Origin of the sequence: Streptomyces sp. NBC_01294 (genome assembly GCF_035917235.1) — a bacterium.
GTDB lineage: Bacteria > Actinomycetota > Actinomycetes > Streptomycetales > Streptomycetaceae > Streptomyces > Streptomyces caledonius.
Genome location: NZ_CP108423.1, coordinates 3,873,531 through 3,887,205, shown reverse-complemented (window position 1 = coordinate 3,887,205; position 13,675 = coordinate 3,873,531). Strand labels below are relative to the sequence as shown.

At 70.8% G+C, this 13,675-nt stretch carries 17 protein-coding genes; 7 read left to right on the top strand and 10 right to left on the bottom strand.

The window, feature by feature from the left end:
• Positions 1 to 70: 70 nt before the first annotated feature.
• From OG534_RS17535 to OG534_RS17515, 5 genes are all read right to left on the bottom strand, one after another.
• On the bottom strand, positions 71 to 439 hold the full coding sequence (locus tag OG534_RS17535) for a hypothetical protein (RefSeq protein WP_326588992.1): 369 nt from the start codon (positions 437 to 439) through the stop codon (positions 71 to 73).
• A gap of 24 nt (positions 440 to 463) precedes the next feature.
• Positions 464 to 772: an SCO5918 family protein gene (locus OG534_RS17530; RefSeq protein WP_326588991.1), complete on the bottom strand. Its 309-nt coding sequence runs from the start codon at positions 770 to 772 to the stop codon at positions 464 to 466.
• 122 nt (positions 773 to 894) lie between these two features.
• The gene (locus OG534_RS17525; RefSeq protein ID WP_326588990.1) at positions 895 to 2,427 is read right to left on the bottom strand and encodes a DEAD/DEAH box helicase; all 1,533 of its coding nucleotides are present in this window, start codon (positions 2,425 to 2,427) and stop codon (positions 895 to 897) included.
• A 363-nt stretch (positions 2,428 to 2,790) separates the two neighbouring features.
• The gene (locus OG534_RS17520; RefSeq protein WP_030011983.1) at positions 2,791 to 2,994 is read right to left on the bottom strand and encodes a cold-shock protein; all 204 of its coding nucleotides are present in this window, start codon (positions 2,992 to 2,994) and stop codon (positions 2,791 to 2,793) included.
• A 328-nt stretch (positions 2,995 to 3,322) separates the two neighbouring features.
• Entirely contained in the window at positions 3,323 to 3,586 is a 264-nt protein-coding gene (locus tag OG534_RS17515) for a MerR family transcriptional regulator (RefSeq protein WP_326593679.1), read from the bottom strand.
• A 386-nt stretch (positions 3,587 to 3,972) separates the two neighbouring features.
• Between OG534_RS17515 and OG534_RS17510 the strand changes: the two genes are divergently transcribed.
• Positions 3,973 to 4,488, top strand: a complete 516-nt coding sequence (locus tag OG534_RS17510; protein ID WP_326588989.1) for an RNA polymerase sigma factor — start codon at positions 3,973 to 3,975, stop codon at positions 4,486 to 4,488.
• Positions 4,485 to 4,961, top strand: a complete 477-nt coding sequence (locus tag OG534_RS17505; protein WP_326588988.1) for a hypothetical protein — start codon at positions 4,485 to 4,487, stop codon at positions 4,959 to 4,961. Before OG534_RS17510 ends, OG534_RS17505 begins: the two co-directional genes overlap by 4 nt.
• On the opposite strand, the gene OG534_RS17500 is transcribed toward OG534_RS17505, so the two are convergent.
• Positions 4,958 to 5,698 carry a PP2C family protein-serine/threonine phosphatase gene (locus OG534_RS17500; RefSeq protein WP_326588987.1) on the bottom strand — a complete coding sequence of 247 codons (741 nt, stop codon included), beginning with the start codon at positions 5,696 to 5,698 and terminating at the stop codon, positions 4,958 to 4,960. The two genes, OG534_RS17505 and OG534_RS17500, sit on opposite strands and share 4 nt — an antisense overlap.
• Positions 5,699 to 5,908: 210 nt before the next feature.
• Between OG534_RS17500 and OG534_RS17495 the strand changes: the two genes are divergently transcribed.
• From OG534_RS17495 to OG534_RS17480, 4 genes are all read left to right on the top strand, one after another.
• Complete coding sequence (locus OG534_RS17495) at positions 5,909 to 6,154, top strand: hypothetical protein (RefSeq protein WP_326588986.1); 246 nt, start codon at positions 5,909 to 5,911, stop codon at positions 6,152 to 6,154.
• A 46-nt stretch (positions 6,155 to 6,200) separates the two neighbouring features.
• Entirely contained in the window at positions 6,201 to 7,571 is a 1,371-nt protein-coding gene (locus OG534_RS17490; protein WP_326588985.1) for an FAD-binding oxidoreductase, read from the top strand.
• A 120-nt stretch (positions 7,572 to 7,691) separates the two neighbouring features.
• The gene (locus OG534_RS17485) at positions 7,692 to 8,645 is read left to right on the top strand and encodes an IS481 family transposase (protein ID WP_326586481.1); all 954 of its coding nucleotides are present in this window, start codon (positions 7,692 to 7,694) and stop codon (positions 8,643 to 8,645) included.
• Between the two features lie 145 nt (positions 8,646 to 8,790).
• Positions 8,791 to 9,216, top strand: coding sequence for a hypothetical protein (locus OG534_RS17480; protein ID WP_326588984.1), 426 nt, complete (start codon positions 8,791 to 8,793; stop codon positions 9,214 to 9,216).
• A gap of 63 nt (positions 9,217 to 9,279) precedes the next feature.
• Here OG534_RS17480 and OG534_RS17475 read toward each other — a convergent pair whose 3' ends face one another.
• Both OG534_RS17475 and OG534_RS17470 read right to left on the bottom strand, forming a co-directional pair.
• Positions 9,280 to 10,611, bottom strand: a complete 1,332-nt coding sequence (locus tag OG534_RS17475) for a chloride channel protein (protein WP_326588983.1) — start codon at positions 10,609 to 10,611, stop codon at positions 9,280 to 9,282.
• 67 nt (positions 10,612 to 10,678) lie between these two features.
• Complete coding sequence (locus OG534_RS17470; RefSeq protein ID WP_326588982.1) at positions 10,679 to 11,230, bottom strand: potassium channel family protein; 552 nt, start codon at positions 11,228 to 11,230, stop codon at positions 10,679 to 10,681.
• A 135-nt stretch (positions 11,231 to 11,365) separates the two neighbouring features.
• Here OG534_RS17470 and OG534_RS17465 point away from each other — a divergent pair, with 135 nt between their 5' ends.
• Positions 11,366 to 11,761, top strand: coding sequence for an SHOCT domain-containing protein (locus tag OG534_RS17465; protein ID WP_326588981.1), 396 nt, complete (start codon positions 11,366 to 11,368; stop codon positions 11,759 to 11,761).
• Here the strand turns inward: OG534_RS17465 and OG534_RS17460 are convergent.
• Both OG534_RS17460 and OG534_RS17455 read right to left on the bottom strand, forming a co-directional pair.
• Positions 11,719 to 12,597 carry a DUF2254 family protein gene (locus OG534_RS17460; protein ID WP_326588980.1) on the bottom strand — a complete coding sequence of 293 codons (879 nt, stop codon included), beginning with the start codon at positions 12,595 to 12,597 and terminating at the stop codon, positions 11,719 to 11,721. The two genes, OG534_RS17465 and OG534_RS17460, sit on opposite strands and share 43 nt — an antisense overlap.
• A gap of 237 nt (positions 12,598 to 12,834) precedes the next feature.
• Positions 12,835 to 13,341, bottom strand: a complete 507-nt coding sequence (locus OG534_RS17455; RefSeq protein WP_442807098.1) for a C40 family peptidase — start codon at positions 13,339 to 13,341, stop codon at positions 12,835 to 12,837.
• Positions 13,342 to 13,675: the final 334 nt, after the last annotated feature.

Below are 13,675 nucleotides of genomic sequence, written 5' to 3'. Positions count from 1 at the left end.
CGCCGGGGCAGCACGCGAGACGGCCCCTGCGGATGAACGCGGGGGCCGTCTTCGGTGTGGTGGAACGGGGCTATTTGTCGGAGTAGCTGAAGTCTCCGACGGTCCAGGCCCCGACGTCCTTGACCGCGATCCGGTACATCCCGCCGGTCTCGGGGATGCCCAGGGTGCCCTGGAGGATGCGCGCCACGTGGAAGTGCAGGTGCGAGGGCGCTCCGCCGCTCTGTCTGTCACGTCCGGGGGAGCTGAAGATCTCGGCGAACGGCCCCAGTTGGTCGGAGTCCCGCAGGACCTCGGCCACTCGCTGGCGCCAGACGCTCTCGGGGGCGAGGCGGCCCGTGATGACCGCGCCGTGGACCACGACGGTCAGGGACATCTGATTGGTCTGCTCCGACTCGACCATGGCGGCGAGATCGAGGAGCAGGTCGTCAGGGATCGACATGGACAACGACTCTAGCAAGCGCCGTCAGGCATCGGCCGGGCTTCCGAGGAGCGCCGAGGCAGCCTGCAGCGGGGTCAGGGCGGGCGCCGGCGCGGGCACCGAAAGGTCGCGGCAGGTGAAGCCGAGGCGGGTCAGCGCCCGGGTGACCTCGGCCGCCGTGAAGTCGCGGCGGTCCTGCCGGGTGATGACCTCGCCGACCTGCTTGACGGGGTAGGTGCGGCGGCTGATGATCACGGACGCTCCCGTGACGGGCTCGGCCTTGACGCCCTTCATCTTCTCCTCCACCTCGCTCTTCTCGAGGTCGAAGGGGTATCGGGCGATGACGAAGCGCATGATGCCTCACAGACTGGACGGAGTACCCGGGACGGCGGGTCGGGCGTGGCGGCGGGACGGGCGTGACAGGACCAGCGTGACACCCGCGGGGCGCCGGCGTGACACCGGCGTGGCGCGGCGGGTCAGGCGGCCATGCCCAGGGAGCGACGTCGCTCCTGGGCGGGGCGGCTGCGTCGCCCGCGGGAGGAGCTCGTGCTGCGCTTGGGGCGGTCCGACTTCGGCGCGGTGATGGTGACCGGGACGCCGGAGGGGGCCTGGGCGCCGGTGATCCGGCTCAGCGCCTCCTCGCCCGAACGGACCTGGGTGGTCTGCGGGACGATGCCCGCGGCCGCCATCAGACGGGTCATGTCGCGCCGCTGGTTCGGCGTGACCAGGGTGACGACGCTGCCGGACTCGCCGGCGCGCGCGGTACGGCCGCCCCGGTGCAGGTAGTCCTTGGGGTCGGTGGGCGGGTCGACGTTCACGACGAGGTCGAGGTTGTCGACGTGGATCCCGCGCGCCGCGACGTTGGTCGCCACCAGCACCGTCACGTGCCCGGTCTTGAACTGGGTCAGGGTCCGGGTGCGCTGCGGCTGCGACTTCCCGCCGTGCAGCGCGGCGGCCCGTACACCGCTGTTCAGCAGGTGGCTGGTGAGCTGGTCGACGGCGTGCTTGGTGTCCAGGAACATGATCACCCGGCCGTCGCGGGCCGCGATCTCGGTGGTCGCCGCGTTCTTGTCGGAGCCGTGGACGTGCAGCACGTGGTGCTCCATCGTCGTGACCGCGCCGGCCGTGGGGTCCACCGAGTGGACGACGGGGTCGGTCAGGTAGCGCCGGACCAGCAGGTCGACGTTGCGGTCGAGGGTGGCCGAGAACAGCATCCGCTGGCCCTCGGGGCGCACCTGGTCGAGAAGCGCGGTGACCTGCGGCATGAAGCCCATGTCGGCCATCTGGTCGGCCTCGTCCAGCACGGTGATGGCGACCTGGTTCAGCCGGCAGTCGCCGCGGTCGATCAGGTCCTTGAGCCGTCCGGGTGTCGCGACGACGACCTCGGCGCCGCCGCGCAGCAGTCCGGCCTGCCGTCCGATGGGCAGGCCGCCCACGACGGTGGCCGTACGCAGCTTCATGGCGCGGGCGTAGGGGGCGAGCGCGTCCGTGACCTGTTGGGCCAGCTCGCGGGTGGGGACCAGGATCAGGGCCAGCGGCTGGCGGGGCTCGGCGCGCTGTCCGGCCGTACGGGCCAGCAGTGCGAGGCCGAAGGCGAGGGTCTTGCCGGAGCCGGTCCGTCCGCGGCCCAGTACGTCACGTCCCGCGAGGGAGTTCGGCAGGGTCGCGCCCTGGATCGGGAACGGGACGCTCACGCCCTCGGTGCCGAGCGCGGCCAGCAGCTGCTCGGGCATGTCGAGGTCGGCGAAGGCCTCCACGGCCGGGAGCGCCGGGGTGATCGTCTTGGGGAGGGCGAATTCGCCCTGGAGCGCGGTGGAGCGGCGGCCGCCGTAGCTGCCGCGGCCGGAGCCGCCGGAGCGGCTGGGGGCCGACGAGCCGAAGCGGCTGCCGCGGCCGGAGCCGCCGGAGCCGCTGGAACCCCCGTAGGAGCCGTAGCCGCCGGAGCTGCCGGAGCCGCCCGTGCGGGGGCTGCGGGAGGAGCGGTCGTTCGTGCGAGTGGTGCGGTTCATGCAGAACCTTCCTCGATGCGGCGCGTATCGAGGAATTCCCGGCAGGGGGATTCGCGAGAACGAGCCGAAGAAAAGACGAGGCAGAGCCGTGCCGGAAAGAGCGGGCCGGACTGCCGTGGAGAGAGTGCCGCGCTGCGCGTCGCAGAGCCGGGGAACCGGCGGACGGCGTGCGGGGCAGGGGGCGAGGCGGCGCGTCGTGGGAGACACTGCCGTCCGGCCGGACGATGAGGCGGGCCGGCGCTGAGCGCCGTCACCCGCCGCCCACGCGGGCCGTCGCAGAGCGACAGGCGTGGGCAGGGGAAAAGCAACGCGCCGAGGCCCGCACCCCAAGGTGCGGGCCTCAGCTGCGTGAACGCGTCAGCGTCAGGCGGGAACGATGTTCTCGGCCTGCGGGCCCTTCTGGCCCTGCGTGACGTCGAAGGTAACCTTCTGGCCTTCCTGAAGCTCACGGAAGCCAGAAGAGGCGATGTTCGAGTAGTGGGCGAACACGTCAGCGCCGCCACCCTCCTGCTCGATGAAGCCGAAGCCCTTTTCCGCGTTGAACCACTTCACGGTGCCAGATGCCATATGAATTCTCCTTTGGGGCAGTGCCCGGACTCGCACTGTGCGAATGCCGGCGTCGCCGTGATGATTGCCCCGTCCGGACCGTGCACATTTCACTGCATGCACCGGAAATAAAAAGTGCGCCCACCTAAAGTCCGGTGAGAGCACTTGTAAGTTTTTTGGGAACCACAACTGCAACTGACATCACAGTAGCACAGGGGGAACGGGCAGGCGGGGAAAGTGTTTCCGCCCCGCGTCGCCCTGATGTGAAATCTCGTGGCCGGTCGGACGTAATTCTGCACTTGCAGTAACAGATATACGGGGTCGGAAGTCATATAAACGGTCGGCCGCCTCAGGAAGCGCCGCGCCGGAGCCTCATCTCCTCGTTCAGCTTGAGGGCCTCTTCGAGCTGGTCCTCCAGCGCGACGATCCGGCAGGCCGCGTCCACCGGCGTACCGCCGTCGACGAGCTCCCGGGCGCGGGCGGCGATGCGCAACTGGTAGCGGGAGTAACGGCGGTGGCCGCCTGCCGAACGGAGCGGAGTGATGAGACGGGCCTCGCCGATGGTGCGGAGGAAGGCGGGTGTGGTGCCGAGCATTTCTGCGGCCCGGCCCATCGTGTAGGCGGGGTAGTCGTCGTCGTCGAGGCTGTCGGCGAGCGGGGACTTCTCAGGGGTCACGTGACAGACGCTAACCCTGATGGGAGACCATGTCTACTCTCGCCATGACAGATTTCCTCCAGGATTTCCCTCCGAAGTTCTGCGCTCTCCGCGGGATATTTTCCCGGCCGTGTGCTGCGGCCCGGGCGCCCGGCCCCCCATGGGGCCGGCCCCGCGGTTTTCCGGTGGAAATGGCGCAGGCGCGGGCCTGCGCCGCCCGCCCCCGCCGGCGCCGCCGGGTGCGCCTTCGCCGGGCGCGTCCGGTGTGACGCAGGTCATGGGGAACGTTCCGGCCGGTCGACTCCCTCTTCCCTCCTGAGGGACCGTCAAGCAGGAGGAAGGCGATGGGAATTCCAGGGACCGATCCGGCCGACCTGGCCGCGCTGGTGCGCTCCGCCCAGCGCGGCGACCGGATGGCCATCCAGGAGCTGCTGGACCTGCTGGCCCCCTACGTCGGGCGGCTGTGCGGCCCCATCGCCCTGCAGGACGGCCCGGACGCCGCGCAGGAGGCACTGATCGTGATCTTCCGCAGCATCGGTCAACTCCGCGAACCGGCCGCGCTGTTCGGGTGGGCTCGGGTGATCGCCGTACGGGAGGCGGTCCGCATCGCCCGGGCGGCCGCCCGGGCCGTCCCGGACCCGCTCGACGACGTGCCCGCGCGGGACGATCCCCAGCTCGCCGCGGACGTGCGCGACGTACTGCGGCGGCTCTCCCCGGCGCACCGGGCCGTCCTGGTCCTGCGGGACCTTGAAGGGCTGGACGAGCACTCCGTGAGCGCGCTCCTCGGCGTGCCCGCACCCACCGTGCGGACCCGGCTCTTCCGGGCCCGCCGCACCTTCCGGAAGGCGTGGGACCGTTGAACGAATCCTGGCCGGTCGCCGAACTCGACGCCGTCCGCCGGCTGCGCGTGATCGCCCGCAGCACGCCGGGCACCACCTTCGCGGAGCAGCTGCTCGACGCTCCCTTCGACCGGGTCTGGGCGATCGCCTCCGACCTGGAGAACCAGCTGCCCCTGATGATCACCGACATCGGCACCTTCACCGTGACGTCGGCCGTGGGCGAGCGCCTCGAAGCCAGGGCCCGCAGCCCCCTGGGCCTGCGGGCGCGCTTCGACGTCGTGCTGCGGCCGGGCTGGTGCCTCATGCAGAGCAGGTTCGTCCTCGGCGGCATGGCCGCCGTGGCCGAGGGGGGCGGGACCCGGCTCGCCTTCTTCGGCGGTCTGCGCCTGCCGGGCCTCGGGGCGGCCGACCGCGTACTGCACCCGCTGATGGCCCCGATGGGCGCCAGGGCCCTGAAACGGCTCACGGACCAGCTCGACGGGCCCGCCCGTTAGGCGCCGATGCGGACCAGCGCGAGGGTGATGTTGTCGGGGCCGCCGGCGTCGATGGCGGCCTTCCACAGCTCGAAGGCGGCCCTGCCGTCGTCGTGGACCCGCAGCAGGTCCTCGATCTCCTCGTCGGGCACCGGATCGGTCAGCCCGTCGCTGCACACCAGGTAGCGGTCCCCCTCGGACACGGCGAAGGCCGCGATGTGGGGGGTGATCTCGTTGTAGCCGCGGCTGCCGCCGAGCACCTGGGTGACGGCCGAGGTGGTGCGGTGTCCGGGGGCCGGCGCGGGGCTGTCGTCCACGCTCACCTGGCGCAGGCCGTCCTGCGCCGCGTGGAAGACCTTGCTGTCGCCGACGTTGAACGCCAGCAGTGTCTCCGGCAGGACGAGGGCCCCGGCGACCGTGGTCCCCATGGTGGCCAGCTCCGGCCGGCCCTCGGTGGCCGAGTACACCGCGCGGTTGCACAGGCTCAGCGCGTCACTGACGGCTTCCTCGCCGTCCAGCGAGGGACCGAGCGAGGAGAGCTGGCGCACCACCAGCTCGCTGGCCACCTCGCCGGCCGGCTGCCCGCCGAGTCCGTCGGCGACCGCGACGACGAGCGGCCTGCCGAAGGGGAACACCAGCGTCTGGGGATTCTGGGTCACGGTCCCGCACAGGGTCCACGGTCCGACGACGAGGCTGTCCTCGTTGTGCTCGCGCACCAGCCCGGCATGACTCAGGGCGGTCACAGCTATGTACGGCACTCGACGTCCCGCCTCTCCGCAACGACAACGGCAGACGCGTCCCTCACCACCCATTGTGGCCCCGCTCCGGCATGCGGGGGACGCCGTGCCGGAGCACCCTGGTCGTGGAGCCGCCTGTTCCCCGACCGGTGGCCCGGTCAGGAAGGACTGCCGCAGATGTTCGCGAGGCTGAGCACCTACCAGGGATCACCGGTCCCCGCGGGGGGAGATGTGACCGCGAATTCGGAGGCGATCGTCAGGCTGGTCCAGGACGTTCCCGGCTTCCGGGGCGTCTACTACCTCGTCGACCGGGCCACGGGGGAGGCCAAGACGCTGACCCTGTGGGACGACGAGCGGACCATGCGGGACAGCGAGGAGCAGGCCGCCCGGATCCGCGAGGAGACCGCGCAGCGGGAAGGCCAGCGGGTCGTGTCGGTCGAACGCTTCGAGGTGGGGTTCAGCCACCTGCAGCCGTAGCGCGGCCGCGGCCCCCGCGGGAAACGACGTACGAGGAGCGATGGCCATGGGCAAGCTCTCGATCGACCAGCTGCGCGAACGGGTGCGCGGCACGGTCGTCACCCCGGACGACGAGGCCTACGACGAGGCCCGCACCGTCCACAACGCCATGATCGACCGGAGGCCGGCCGCCGTCGTGCGCTGCGCCAACGCGGGCGACGTCATGGCCGCGGTCGACTTCGCCCGCGAGAACGGGCTCGACCTCGCGGTGCGGGGCGGCGCGCACAGCGTGCCCGGCTTCGGCACCTGCGACGACGGTGTGGTGGCCGACCTGTCCGGGATGCGCGGCGTCCGCGTGGACCCGGTGCGGCGCACGGCCCGCGCGGAGGGCGGAGCCACCTGGGGCGACTTCAACGCGGCGACGTACGCCTTCGGGCTGGCCACGACCGGCGGGATCATCTCCACCACGGGCGTCGGCGGGCTCACGCTCGGCGGCGGCATCGGATACCTGGCCCGCGGACTGGGCCTGAGCTGCGACAACCTGATCTCGGCCGATGTGGTGACGGCGGACGGGCAGCTCCTCGTGGCGAGCGAGGAGGAGAGCGCGGACCTGTTCTGGGCGCTGCGCGGCGGCGGCGGCAACTTCGGCGCGGTGACCTCCTTCGAGTACCGGCTCAGTCCCGTCAAGGACATCTACGGCGGACCGATGCTCTTCGAGCTGGCGGACGCCGCCACCGTCCTGCGCTCCTTCACCGAGTACATCGCCGACGCGCCGGAGGAGCTGGGCGGCTTCCCGGCCTTCCAGATCGCCCCGCCGCTCCCGTTCATCCCGGAGGACCGGCACGGCGACACCTTCGCCCTGATCGTGGCGTGCTGGTCCGGGCCGCTGGACGAGGGGGAGCGTGCTCTGCAGGCCTTCCACGACTTCGCCCCGGTGGTCGCCGAGCACGTCGGTCCCATGCCGTACCCGGCGCTCAACAGCGCCTTCGACGCGCTCGTACCGCCCGGCCTCCAGCACTACTGGAAGGCCAACTTCGTGACCGAGCTCAGCGACGCCGCGATCGCGGCGCACGTGGAGCACGGCGCCCGCCTGCCGGCCGTGAACTCGACCGTCCACATCTACCCGATCAACGGCGCCTGCCACCGCGTCGCGCCCGACGCCACGGCGTTCGCCTACCGGAACGCGTCCTTCGCCACGGTCATCGCCGGGATGTGGCCGGACCCCGCCGACAACGAGGCCAACATCGCCTGGGTCCGCGACTACTACGACGCGACCGCCCCGCACTCGGAGGACGGCGGCTACATCAACTTCATGGCCGATGACGACCAGAGCCGGATCAGGGCCAACTACAAGGGGAACTACGACCGCCTGGTCGAGGTCAAGCGGGCGTACGACCCGGGCAACCTGTTCCACATGAACCAGAACATCAAGCCCTAGCTGTAATGCCCCGGGAGGTTGTGGACGGGTGATGCAGGTCTCGGCTGGGGGATCTTGAACGGGTGAGGGCCTTCCGGGTTTGGTGTGGATTGCGACGTCTACACCGACCGGAAGGCCCTCATGCCCCACCGTAATGCACCCCTGACCGAGACCGGACGGCTGCGGCTTGCCCGCTGCGTGGTCGAGGACGGCTGGACCCACCGCCGGGCAGCCGAACGCTTCCAGGTCTCCCCGACGACCGCCCAGCGGTGGGCCGACCGCTACCGAACGCTCGGCGACGCGGGCATGCACGACCGGTCTTCCCGCCCGCACAACAGCCCGCGCCGGACCCCGACCCGCACCGAACGCCGGATCATCAAGGTCCGCGTCCTGCGCAGGTGGGGACCCGCCCGCATCGCCCACCTGCTCGGCCTGGTGCCCTCAACCGTGCACCGGGTGCTGACCCGGTTCGGCCTGGCCCGCCTGTCCCATCTGGACCGGGCCACCGGCCGCGTCATACGACGCTACGAACGACCCAAGCCCGGCGAACTCGTCCACGTCGACATCAAGAAGCTCGGCAACATCCCTGACGGCGGCGGCCACAGGGCTCTCGGCCGACAGGCAGGCCGCAAGACCAGGTCCGGCACGGGCTACAGCTACATCCACACCGCCGTCGACGACCACTCCCGCCTCGCCTACAGCGAGATCCTGGCCGACGAGAAGAAGGAGACCGCCGCCGGCTTCTGGACCCGGGCCCAGGCGTTCTTCACCGGCTGCGGGATCACCGTCGAACGCGTCCTGACCGACAACGGCGCCTGCTACAAGTCCCACGCCTGGCGCGACACCCTGGCGGCGGCCGGGATCACCCACAAGCGAACCCGGCCCTACCGGCCCCAGACCAACGGCAAAGTCGAACGCCTCAACCGCACCCTGCTGGAGGAATGGGCCTATGCCCGCCCCTACCGGTCAGAGCAGGAACGACGCGACGCTTTCCCCGGCTGGCTGCACACCTACAATCACCACCGCGGACACACCGCGCTCGCAGGCAAACCACCCGCCAGCCGCGTCCCCAACCTCACAGGGCAATACACCTAGCCGTTGCGCGTCGGCCCCCGGCACCAGCCCGCCGACGGTGGCGGACCGGAGTGGCGCGGATGCGGAATGTCACGGGATCTGCATATTTTATCGGGTGTACCGGAAGATCCGGTACACCCGATTTGTCTGATTGAGGAAGGCCTCCATGAAGCGTTTCCCGGTGATCGGTGTGCTCTGCATCAGCGCGGTTTTCGGCCTCTCCGCATGCTCCGACGACCCTTCGCCCTCGGAGGAGGCCACCGAGGCCGCAGCCGACCTCTGCACCGACCTGGGCGCGCTCAAGGCCGACAACGCCAAGCTGAAGGCCCTGAACCCCGCCACCGCGACCAAGGACCAGATCAAGGAGGCCTACGACGCGGTCCAGGACGACTGGGCGGACGTGAAGGAGAACGTGAGCAAGCTGCGCGAGGCCGAGCGGGCCGCCGTACAGGCAGCTGCCGAGGACCTCAAGGAGGGCTACGAGGACCTGCCGGGCGACACGACCGGCAAGGACGCGCTCACCCAGCTGCAGCCGCAGATCCAGAAGCTGGACGCGACCTCGACGGCCGCCGCCGCCGGCCTCCAGTGCTGACCTGACCGCGGGCCACCAGGTGATCCGGTGACCGGGCCACCAGGTGATCCGATGACCGGTGACCTAGTGCACCGCGCGCCCCGCCGGGAGCATCTCGGTGACCACGAAGGCGACCACGGCCGACAGGATCACGACCGGCATCATCGCGGCGCTGCCGAGCAGCAGGACCACCAGCACCACGCTGCTCACCGGCAGCCGCAGCGCGCCGGCCGCGGTCGCCGCCATGCCCGCCGCCATCGCGGGCACGATCCCCAGGCCCGGCAGGGGCGCGAGGAGGACGCCCGCCGCGCCGCCCAGGAACAGCGCGGGGAACACCGGGCCGCCGCGCAGGCTGCCGAGGCACAGGGCGTAGCCGGCGCCCTTGAACGCCAGGACGGCGATCAGCGCACCGACGCCCCAGGCGTGCGGGTCCGAGGCCAGTGCCGCCAGGGTCGCCTGACCGGACGAGGCGACCTCCACGGGTGAGCGGCCGGTGAGCAGCGCGTAGAGGCAGGCGCAGGCCGCGGCGCCCAGGGCGCACAGCACGGTCCGTACGAGGGGCCGTGCCGCGACGTACCCGGCGATCGCCCGGGCCCCGTTCAGTACGGGGTGCAGGGCGAGGGCGAGGGCCACGGCGATCAGGACCGACCAGAGCACATCGGCCGCGTCCAGGCGGGGCACGGGCACGGACAGGTGCAGCGTGAGGTCCCCGGTCGACAGCCCGGTCCAGCGTCCGAGGCCCGTGAACACCAGGGACCCGATGCCGGTGGACAGCAGGGACGGCAGCATCACCGCGAACAGCTGCGGCCCGCCCACTCCCGCCACCTCGACCAGCAGGACCGCGGCGACCAGTGGGTTTCCGAAGATCGCGGCGATGGCCGCCGCGGCTCCCGCGGCGCCCACGAGTGCGGTGCCCTGCGGGGTCGCCGGTGCCTGGGAGAGATCCCGGAACAGCAGGGCCAGCGCGGTGCCCAGGGCGATCAGCGGGGCCTCCGGGCCCAGCACCGCGCCGAACGGCAGGCCGGCCGCCGCCGCGAGCACCACGCCCGGCAGCACGGCCGGCGTGGTGTCGCCCATCTGCACGCCGGCCGCGGGGATGTGACCGCCGCGGCCGGGGAGGTGCGTGGCGATCAGGCCGACCGCGGTGCCGGCGACGAGCAGCAGGGGAAGCGGCCACCACCAGGGCGGGACGTCCCAGCCCAGCGCCTCGGGGAGGTCCGCCCACAGCGCGTGTTCCGCCTTGTGCAGGGCGACGAGGAACCAGAAGGCGGCCAGGGACACCGGGATGCCGATGAGGGCGCAGAAGGCGAGCAGTTTGAGGTATCCGGCGCTGCGGAGCAGGTGTCGCAGAACGTCCGCTTCCGGCGGCTGCGTCGTTCCCGGGGGCGGTTCGGATCGAGGACGCGACTGCGGCATGGATCACTCACTTCCTTTCCGCTCCCTCGATGGTCCACCTCGGCGGGGTACTTCGCCGCCGGAGCCCTCACGGCTCCTCCTCCGGGCCGAACGCCTCCGAACCGCGCCTGCGCATCCCGACCCTGACCGCGCCGAGGAGGGCCTTGGCGATGACGCCCACGACGACCAGGTCGGCGACCATCTGCAGGGTCGTCAGGACGCGGCCGGTCCCGGTGGTGGGGACGATGTCCCCGAAGCCCACGGTCGCGAACACCGTGACGGTGAAGTAGAGGGCGTCTGTACGGTTCAGCGGCTCCGTGAACGCGCCCGGCACCGCGTCGGAGAGCAGGAAGTACGTCGCGGAGAACAGCACGAGGAACAGCGGTACGGCGGTCGCCAGCGCCTCCACGGCGCGCAGCCGCGGGTACTCCGCACGGGCGATGGCGACGACCTGCCAGGCCGCCAGCAGGCCGAAGAGCACCATGCTGATCCCGAGCGTCACGACGGTGAGGGCGCCGAACCCGCTGTCCAGGGGTGCCAGGTAGAACAGCGCCGTGAGCAGGACGACAGAGGCCAACGAGCGCAGGGCGCTGCCCCACATGGCGCGTTGGCGTCGCCGCCCGGCCGCGTTGCGTTCCATGGCTTCAGGAGAACGGCCCGGAGGACATCGTGCGAGCGGAGCGGCCGGGTGCGCAGGAGGCGCCGTCCGCTCGGCATGCGGGTTGGCGTTGGCGCCTGTATCAATGAAGTACCACGTGCATGATCGGAGTCGAGCATGGACGACTATCCCCTTCTCAACCTCTTCTGGACGATGCTGTGGTTCTTCCTGTGGGTCATGTGGTTCTTCCTCCTCTTCAAGGTCATCACGGACCTCTTCCGTGACCACAGCCTTGGCGGATGGGGCAAGGCGGGATGGCTCATCCTGGTCCTCGTGCTGCCGTTCCTCGGCGTTTTCGTCTACCTGATCGCCCGCGGCCGCAGCATGCACGAACGGGACGCGAAGCAGGTCCAGGAGAACGAGCAGGCCTTCCGCGCCTACGTCCAGAAGGCGGCCGGGCCCGGCGCCGGAGGCAGTTCGGCGGACGAGCTGCACAAGCTCGCCGCGCTGAAGGACAAAGGCGACATCACTCAGGAGGAATTCGACCGGGCCAAGGCCAAACTCCTGGTCTGAACGGATCGCCGCACCGGTTCGACGAGGCCCCGCCCGACCCCGGGCGGGGCCTTCTCCGGTTCCGTTTCCGTTTCCGCTTCCGGGCCTGGCGGCGGGCTAGTCGGCCTGGTGACGCGGAGCGCGATCGAGCAGTCGTGTTCCTTCGCCGCGGCGACCAGCGCGGGCACGTCGATCTGCTGGAGCACCGTGGCCGTTCCGGGCCAGCGGACGACGGTGGTGCCGGGGCCGGGGCCGGGGCCGGTGCCGGTGCCGGTGCCGGACTCGGTGTCGCCGGTGCTGCCGGTCGCCGCGGGTGGGGCGCCGGGGGCGGTCCGGCCGGGGTCGTACGGGTGCTCGTACAGGGCGTCGTACAGCCGGTGCGCGCGGGTGGTGATCGCGGTCAGCGAGTGGGCGAGCTGGATCGAGGTGAACGCCTTGAGCTGCAGCGTCCACATCAGGGCGAGGGCGACGAGGGTGAGCGCCATGCCGGCGGACGGCACGATGACCGAGACCGTCGGACGGGTGCCGATGGACAGCCCCGCGGTGATGCAGAAGACGAAGACACCGACGGCGAACGCGAACGCGCGCCAGACGATCGGCTCGTCGCGGAAGAGGCCGAGGCGCGGGGTGAAGGTGGTCGCGGAGAACTGCACGACCAGGAAGAGCATCGAGTAGATGATGCTCACCAGGCTGATGACGCCGAACCCGATGGTGAACAGCATGGTCGCCGCGCGCCCTGTGTCCACCTGCGTTCCCACCTGGAGCTGAGGAAGCAGCAGGCCCAGCGCCAGCCCGGCGATCGCGCAGACGAGCTGGGACGCGTCCCGGCGCATCGCGCGCGTGGGCTGGTGGAACATTCGGCCTCCCCCGGAGTGCTCCGACCGATCGCGGCCGCTCCCCGCCATTGGACATGTGGCATGGCCGGACGCGCCTGTTCAGCTGGGCCCTCCAGGTGATCGGCGCCGCCGGCCTAGGGGGCGGGGGATGGGGGGAGGGGAGGGAGGAAGGTCCAGGTCGCCGACCCGGGCCTTCCTGCACCAGCCCCAGGCTCTTTCAGGCCATGAGCTGAAACGGTTCAGCATGAGAGTCCGGGATCAGTTGGCGCGGCCGTAGCGGACACTTCCGGTCCAGATCCGTTCGAGTCGTACCCGGGTGCCGGGGCGCGGGGCGTGCCAGATCCTGTCGTGTCCGGCGTAGATGCCGACGTGGCCCATGGTCACGCCTTTGGGGAAGAAGACCAGGTCGCCGGGTTCGCGATCACTGCGCGAAATGTGCTGGGTGTGCTCGTACTGCTGATCGGCGGTGCGGGGGAGCCGCCGGCCGGCTTTTCGGAAGGCGTAGAGCGTCAGGCCGGAGCAGTCGAACCGTTTGGGTCCCGTGGCGCCGAAGGCGTAGGGGGCGCCCTTCTTGGAGGCGGCCACGGCCACGGCCTTGATGCCGTACGGCCCCGCGGCGGCGCTTTCCGCTTGCGCGGTGGGCCCGGTCGCCGTTCCGGCGGCCAGGAAGATCAAGAGGAAGAAGAGCACGCGGGCTCTGGGGGTGCGGCCAAGGGGTCGGCTGTTCTGAGCGGCCCTGCAATAGTCCGTCCTGGAATAGGGCATGGCGATACCTCCGCATCCGGATACAAGGAACACCCAGCCGGGGCTGGGCAGATCATGCTTTCGGTGACATGCGTTTCGGCTCTTGATAGCCGCCCAGTGTTCTCCGATGGATTTCGCTATTCATCATCGGACACGGCAGGAATTGTCCCGATTCTGCAACGAATCCGAGAAGATATGGAGAAATGATTCTCGTTCCATCTGGCAGGATTTATAGCGGTGATGACCCTGTACGGGCGCCCGCGGGCGTCGTCCGACGGCCTGCGGTGAACCGGGGTCTGACCGGCCTTCGGCCAACGCGGACGGTCAAGAGCAGCCCTGTCGGCGCCAGTTGGGA

Bases quoted from the DNA above. Each gene is read 5' to 3' on its own strand.
- OG534_RS17535 (WP_326588992.1), bottom strand. From the start codon at position 439: ATGTCGATCCCTGACGACCTGCTCCTCGATCTCGCCGCCATGGTCGAG.
- OG534_RS17530 (WP_326588991.1), bottom strand. From the start codon at position 772: ATGCGCTTCGTCATCGCCCGATACCCCTTCGACCTCGAGAAGAGCGAG.
- OG534_RS17525 (WP_326588990.1), bottom strand. From the start codon at position 2,427: ATGAACCGCACCACTCGCACGAACGACCGCTCCTCCCGCAGCCCCCGC.
- OG534_RS17520 (WP_030011983.1), bottom strand. From the start codon at position 2,994: ATGGCATCTGGCACCGTGAAGTGGTTCAACGCGGAAAAGGGCTTCGGC.
- OG534_RS17515 (WP_326593679.1), bottom strand. From the start codon at position 3,586: ATGGGCCGGGCCGCAGAAATGCTCGGCACCACACCCGCCTTCCTCCGC.
- OG534_RS17510 (WP_326588989.1), top strand. From the start codon at position 3,973: ATGGGAATTCCAGGGACCGATCCGGCCGACCTGGCCGCGCTGGTGCGC.
- OG534_RS17490 (WP_326588985.1), top strand. From the start codon at position 6,201: ATGGGCAAGCTCTCGATCGACCAGCTGCGCGAACGGGTGCGCGGCACG.
- OG534_RS17485 (WP_326586481.1), top strand. From the start codon at position 7,692: ATGCCCCACCGTAATGCACCCCTGACCGAGACCGGACGGCTGCGGCTT.
- OG534_RS17480 (WP_326588984.1), top strand. From the start codon at position 8,791: ATGAAGCGTTTCCCGGTGATCGGTGTGCTCTGCATCAGCGCGGTTTTC.
- OG534_RS17475 (WP_326588983.1), bottom strand. From the start codon at position 10,611: ATGCCGCAGTCGCGTCCTCGATCCGAACCGCCCCCGGGAACGACGCAG.
- OG534_RS17470 (WP_326588982.1), bottom strand. From the start codon at position 11,230: ATGGAACGCAACGCGGCCGGGCGGCGACGCCAACGCGCCATGTGGGGC.
- OG534_RS17465 (WP_326588981.1), top strand. From the start codon at position 11,366: ATGGACGACTATCCCCTTCTCAACCTCTTCTGGACGATGCTGTGGTTC.
- OG534_RS17460 (WP_326588980.1), bottom strand. From the start codon at position 12,597: ATGTTCCACCAGCCCACGCGCGCGATGCGCCGGGACGCGTCCCAGCTC.
- OG534_RS17455 (WP_442807098.1), bottom strand. From the start codon at position 13,341: ATGCCCTATTCCAGGACGGACTATTGCAGGGCCGCTCAGAACAGCCGA.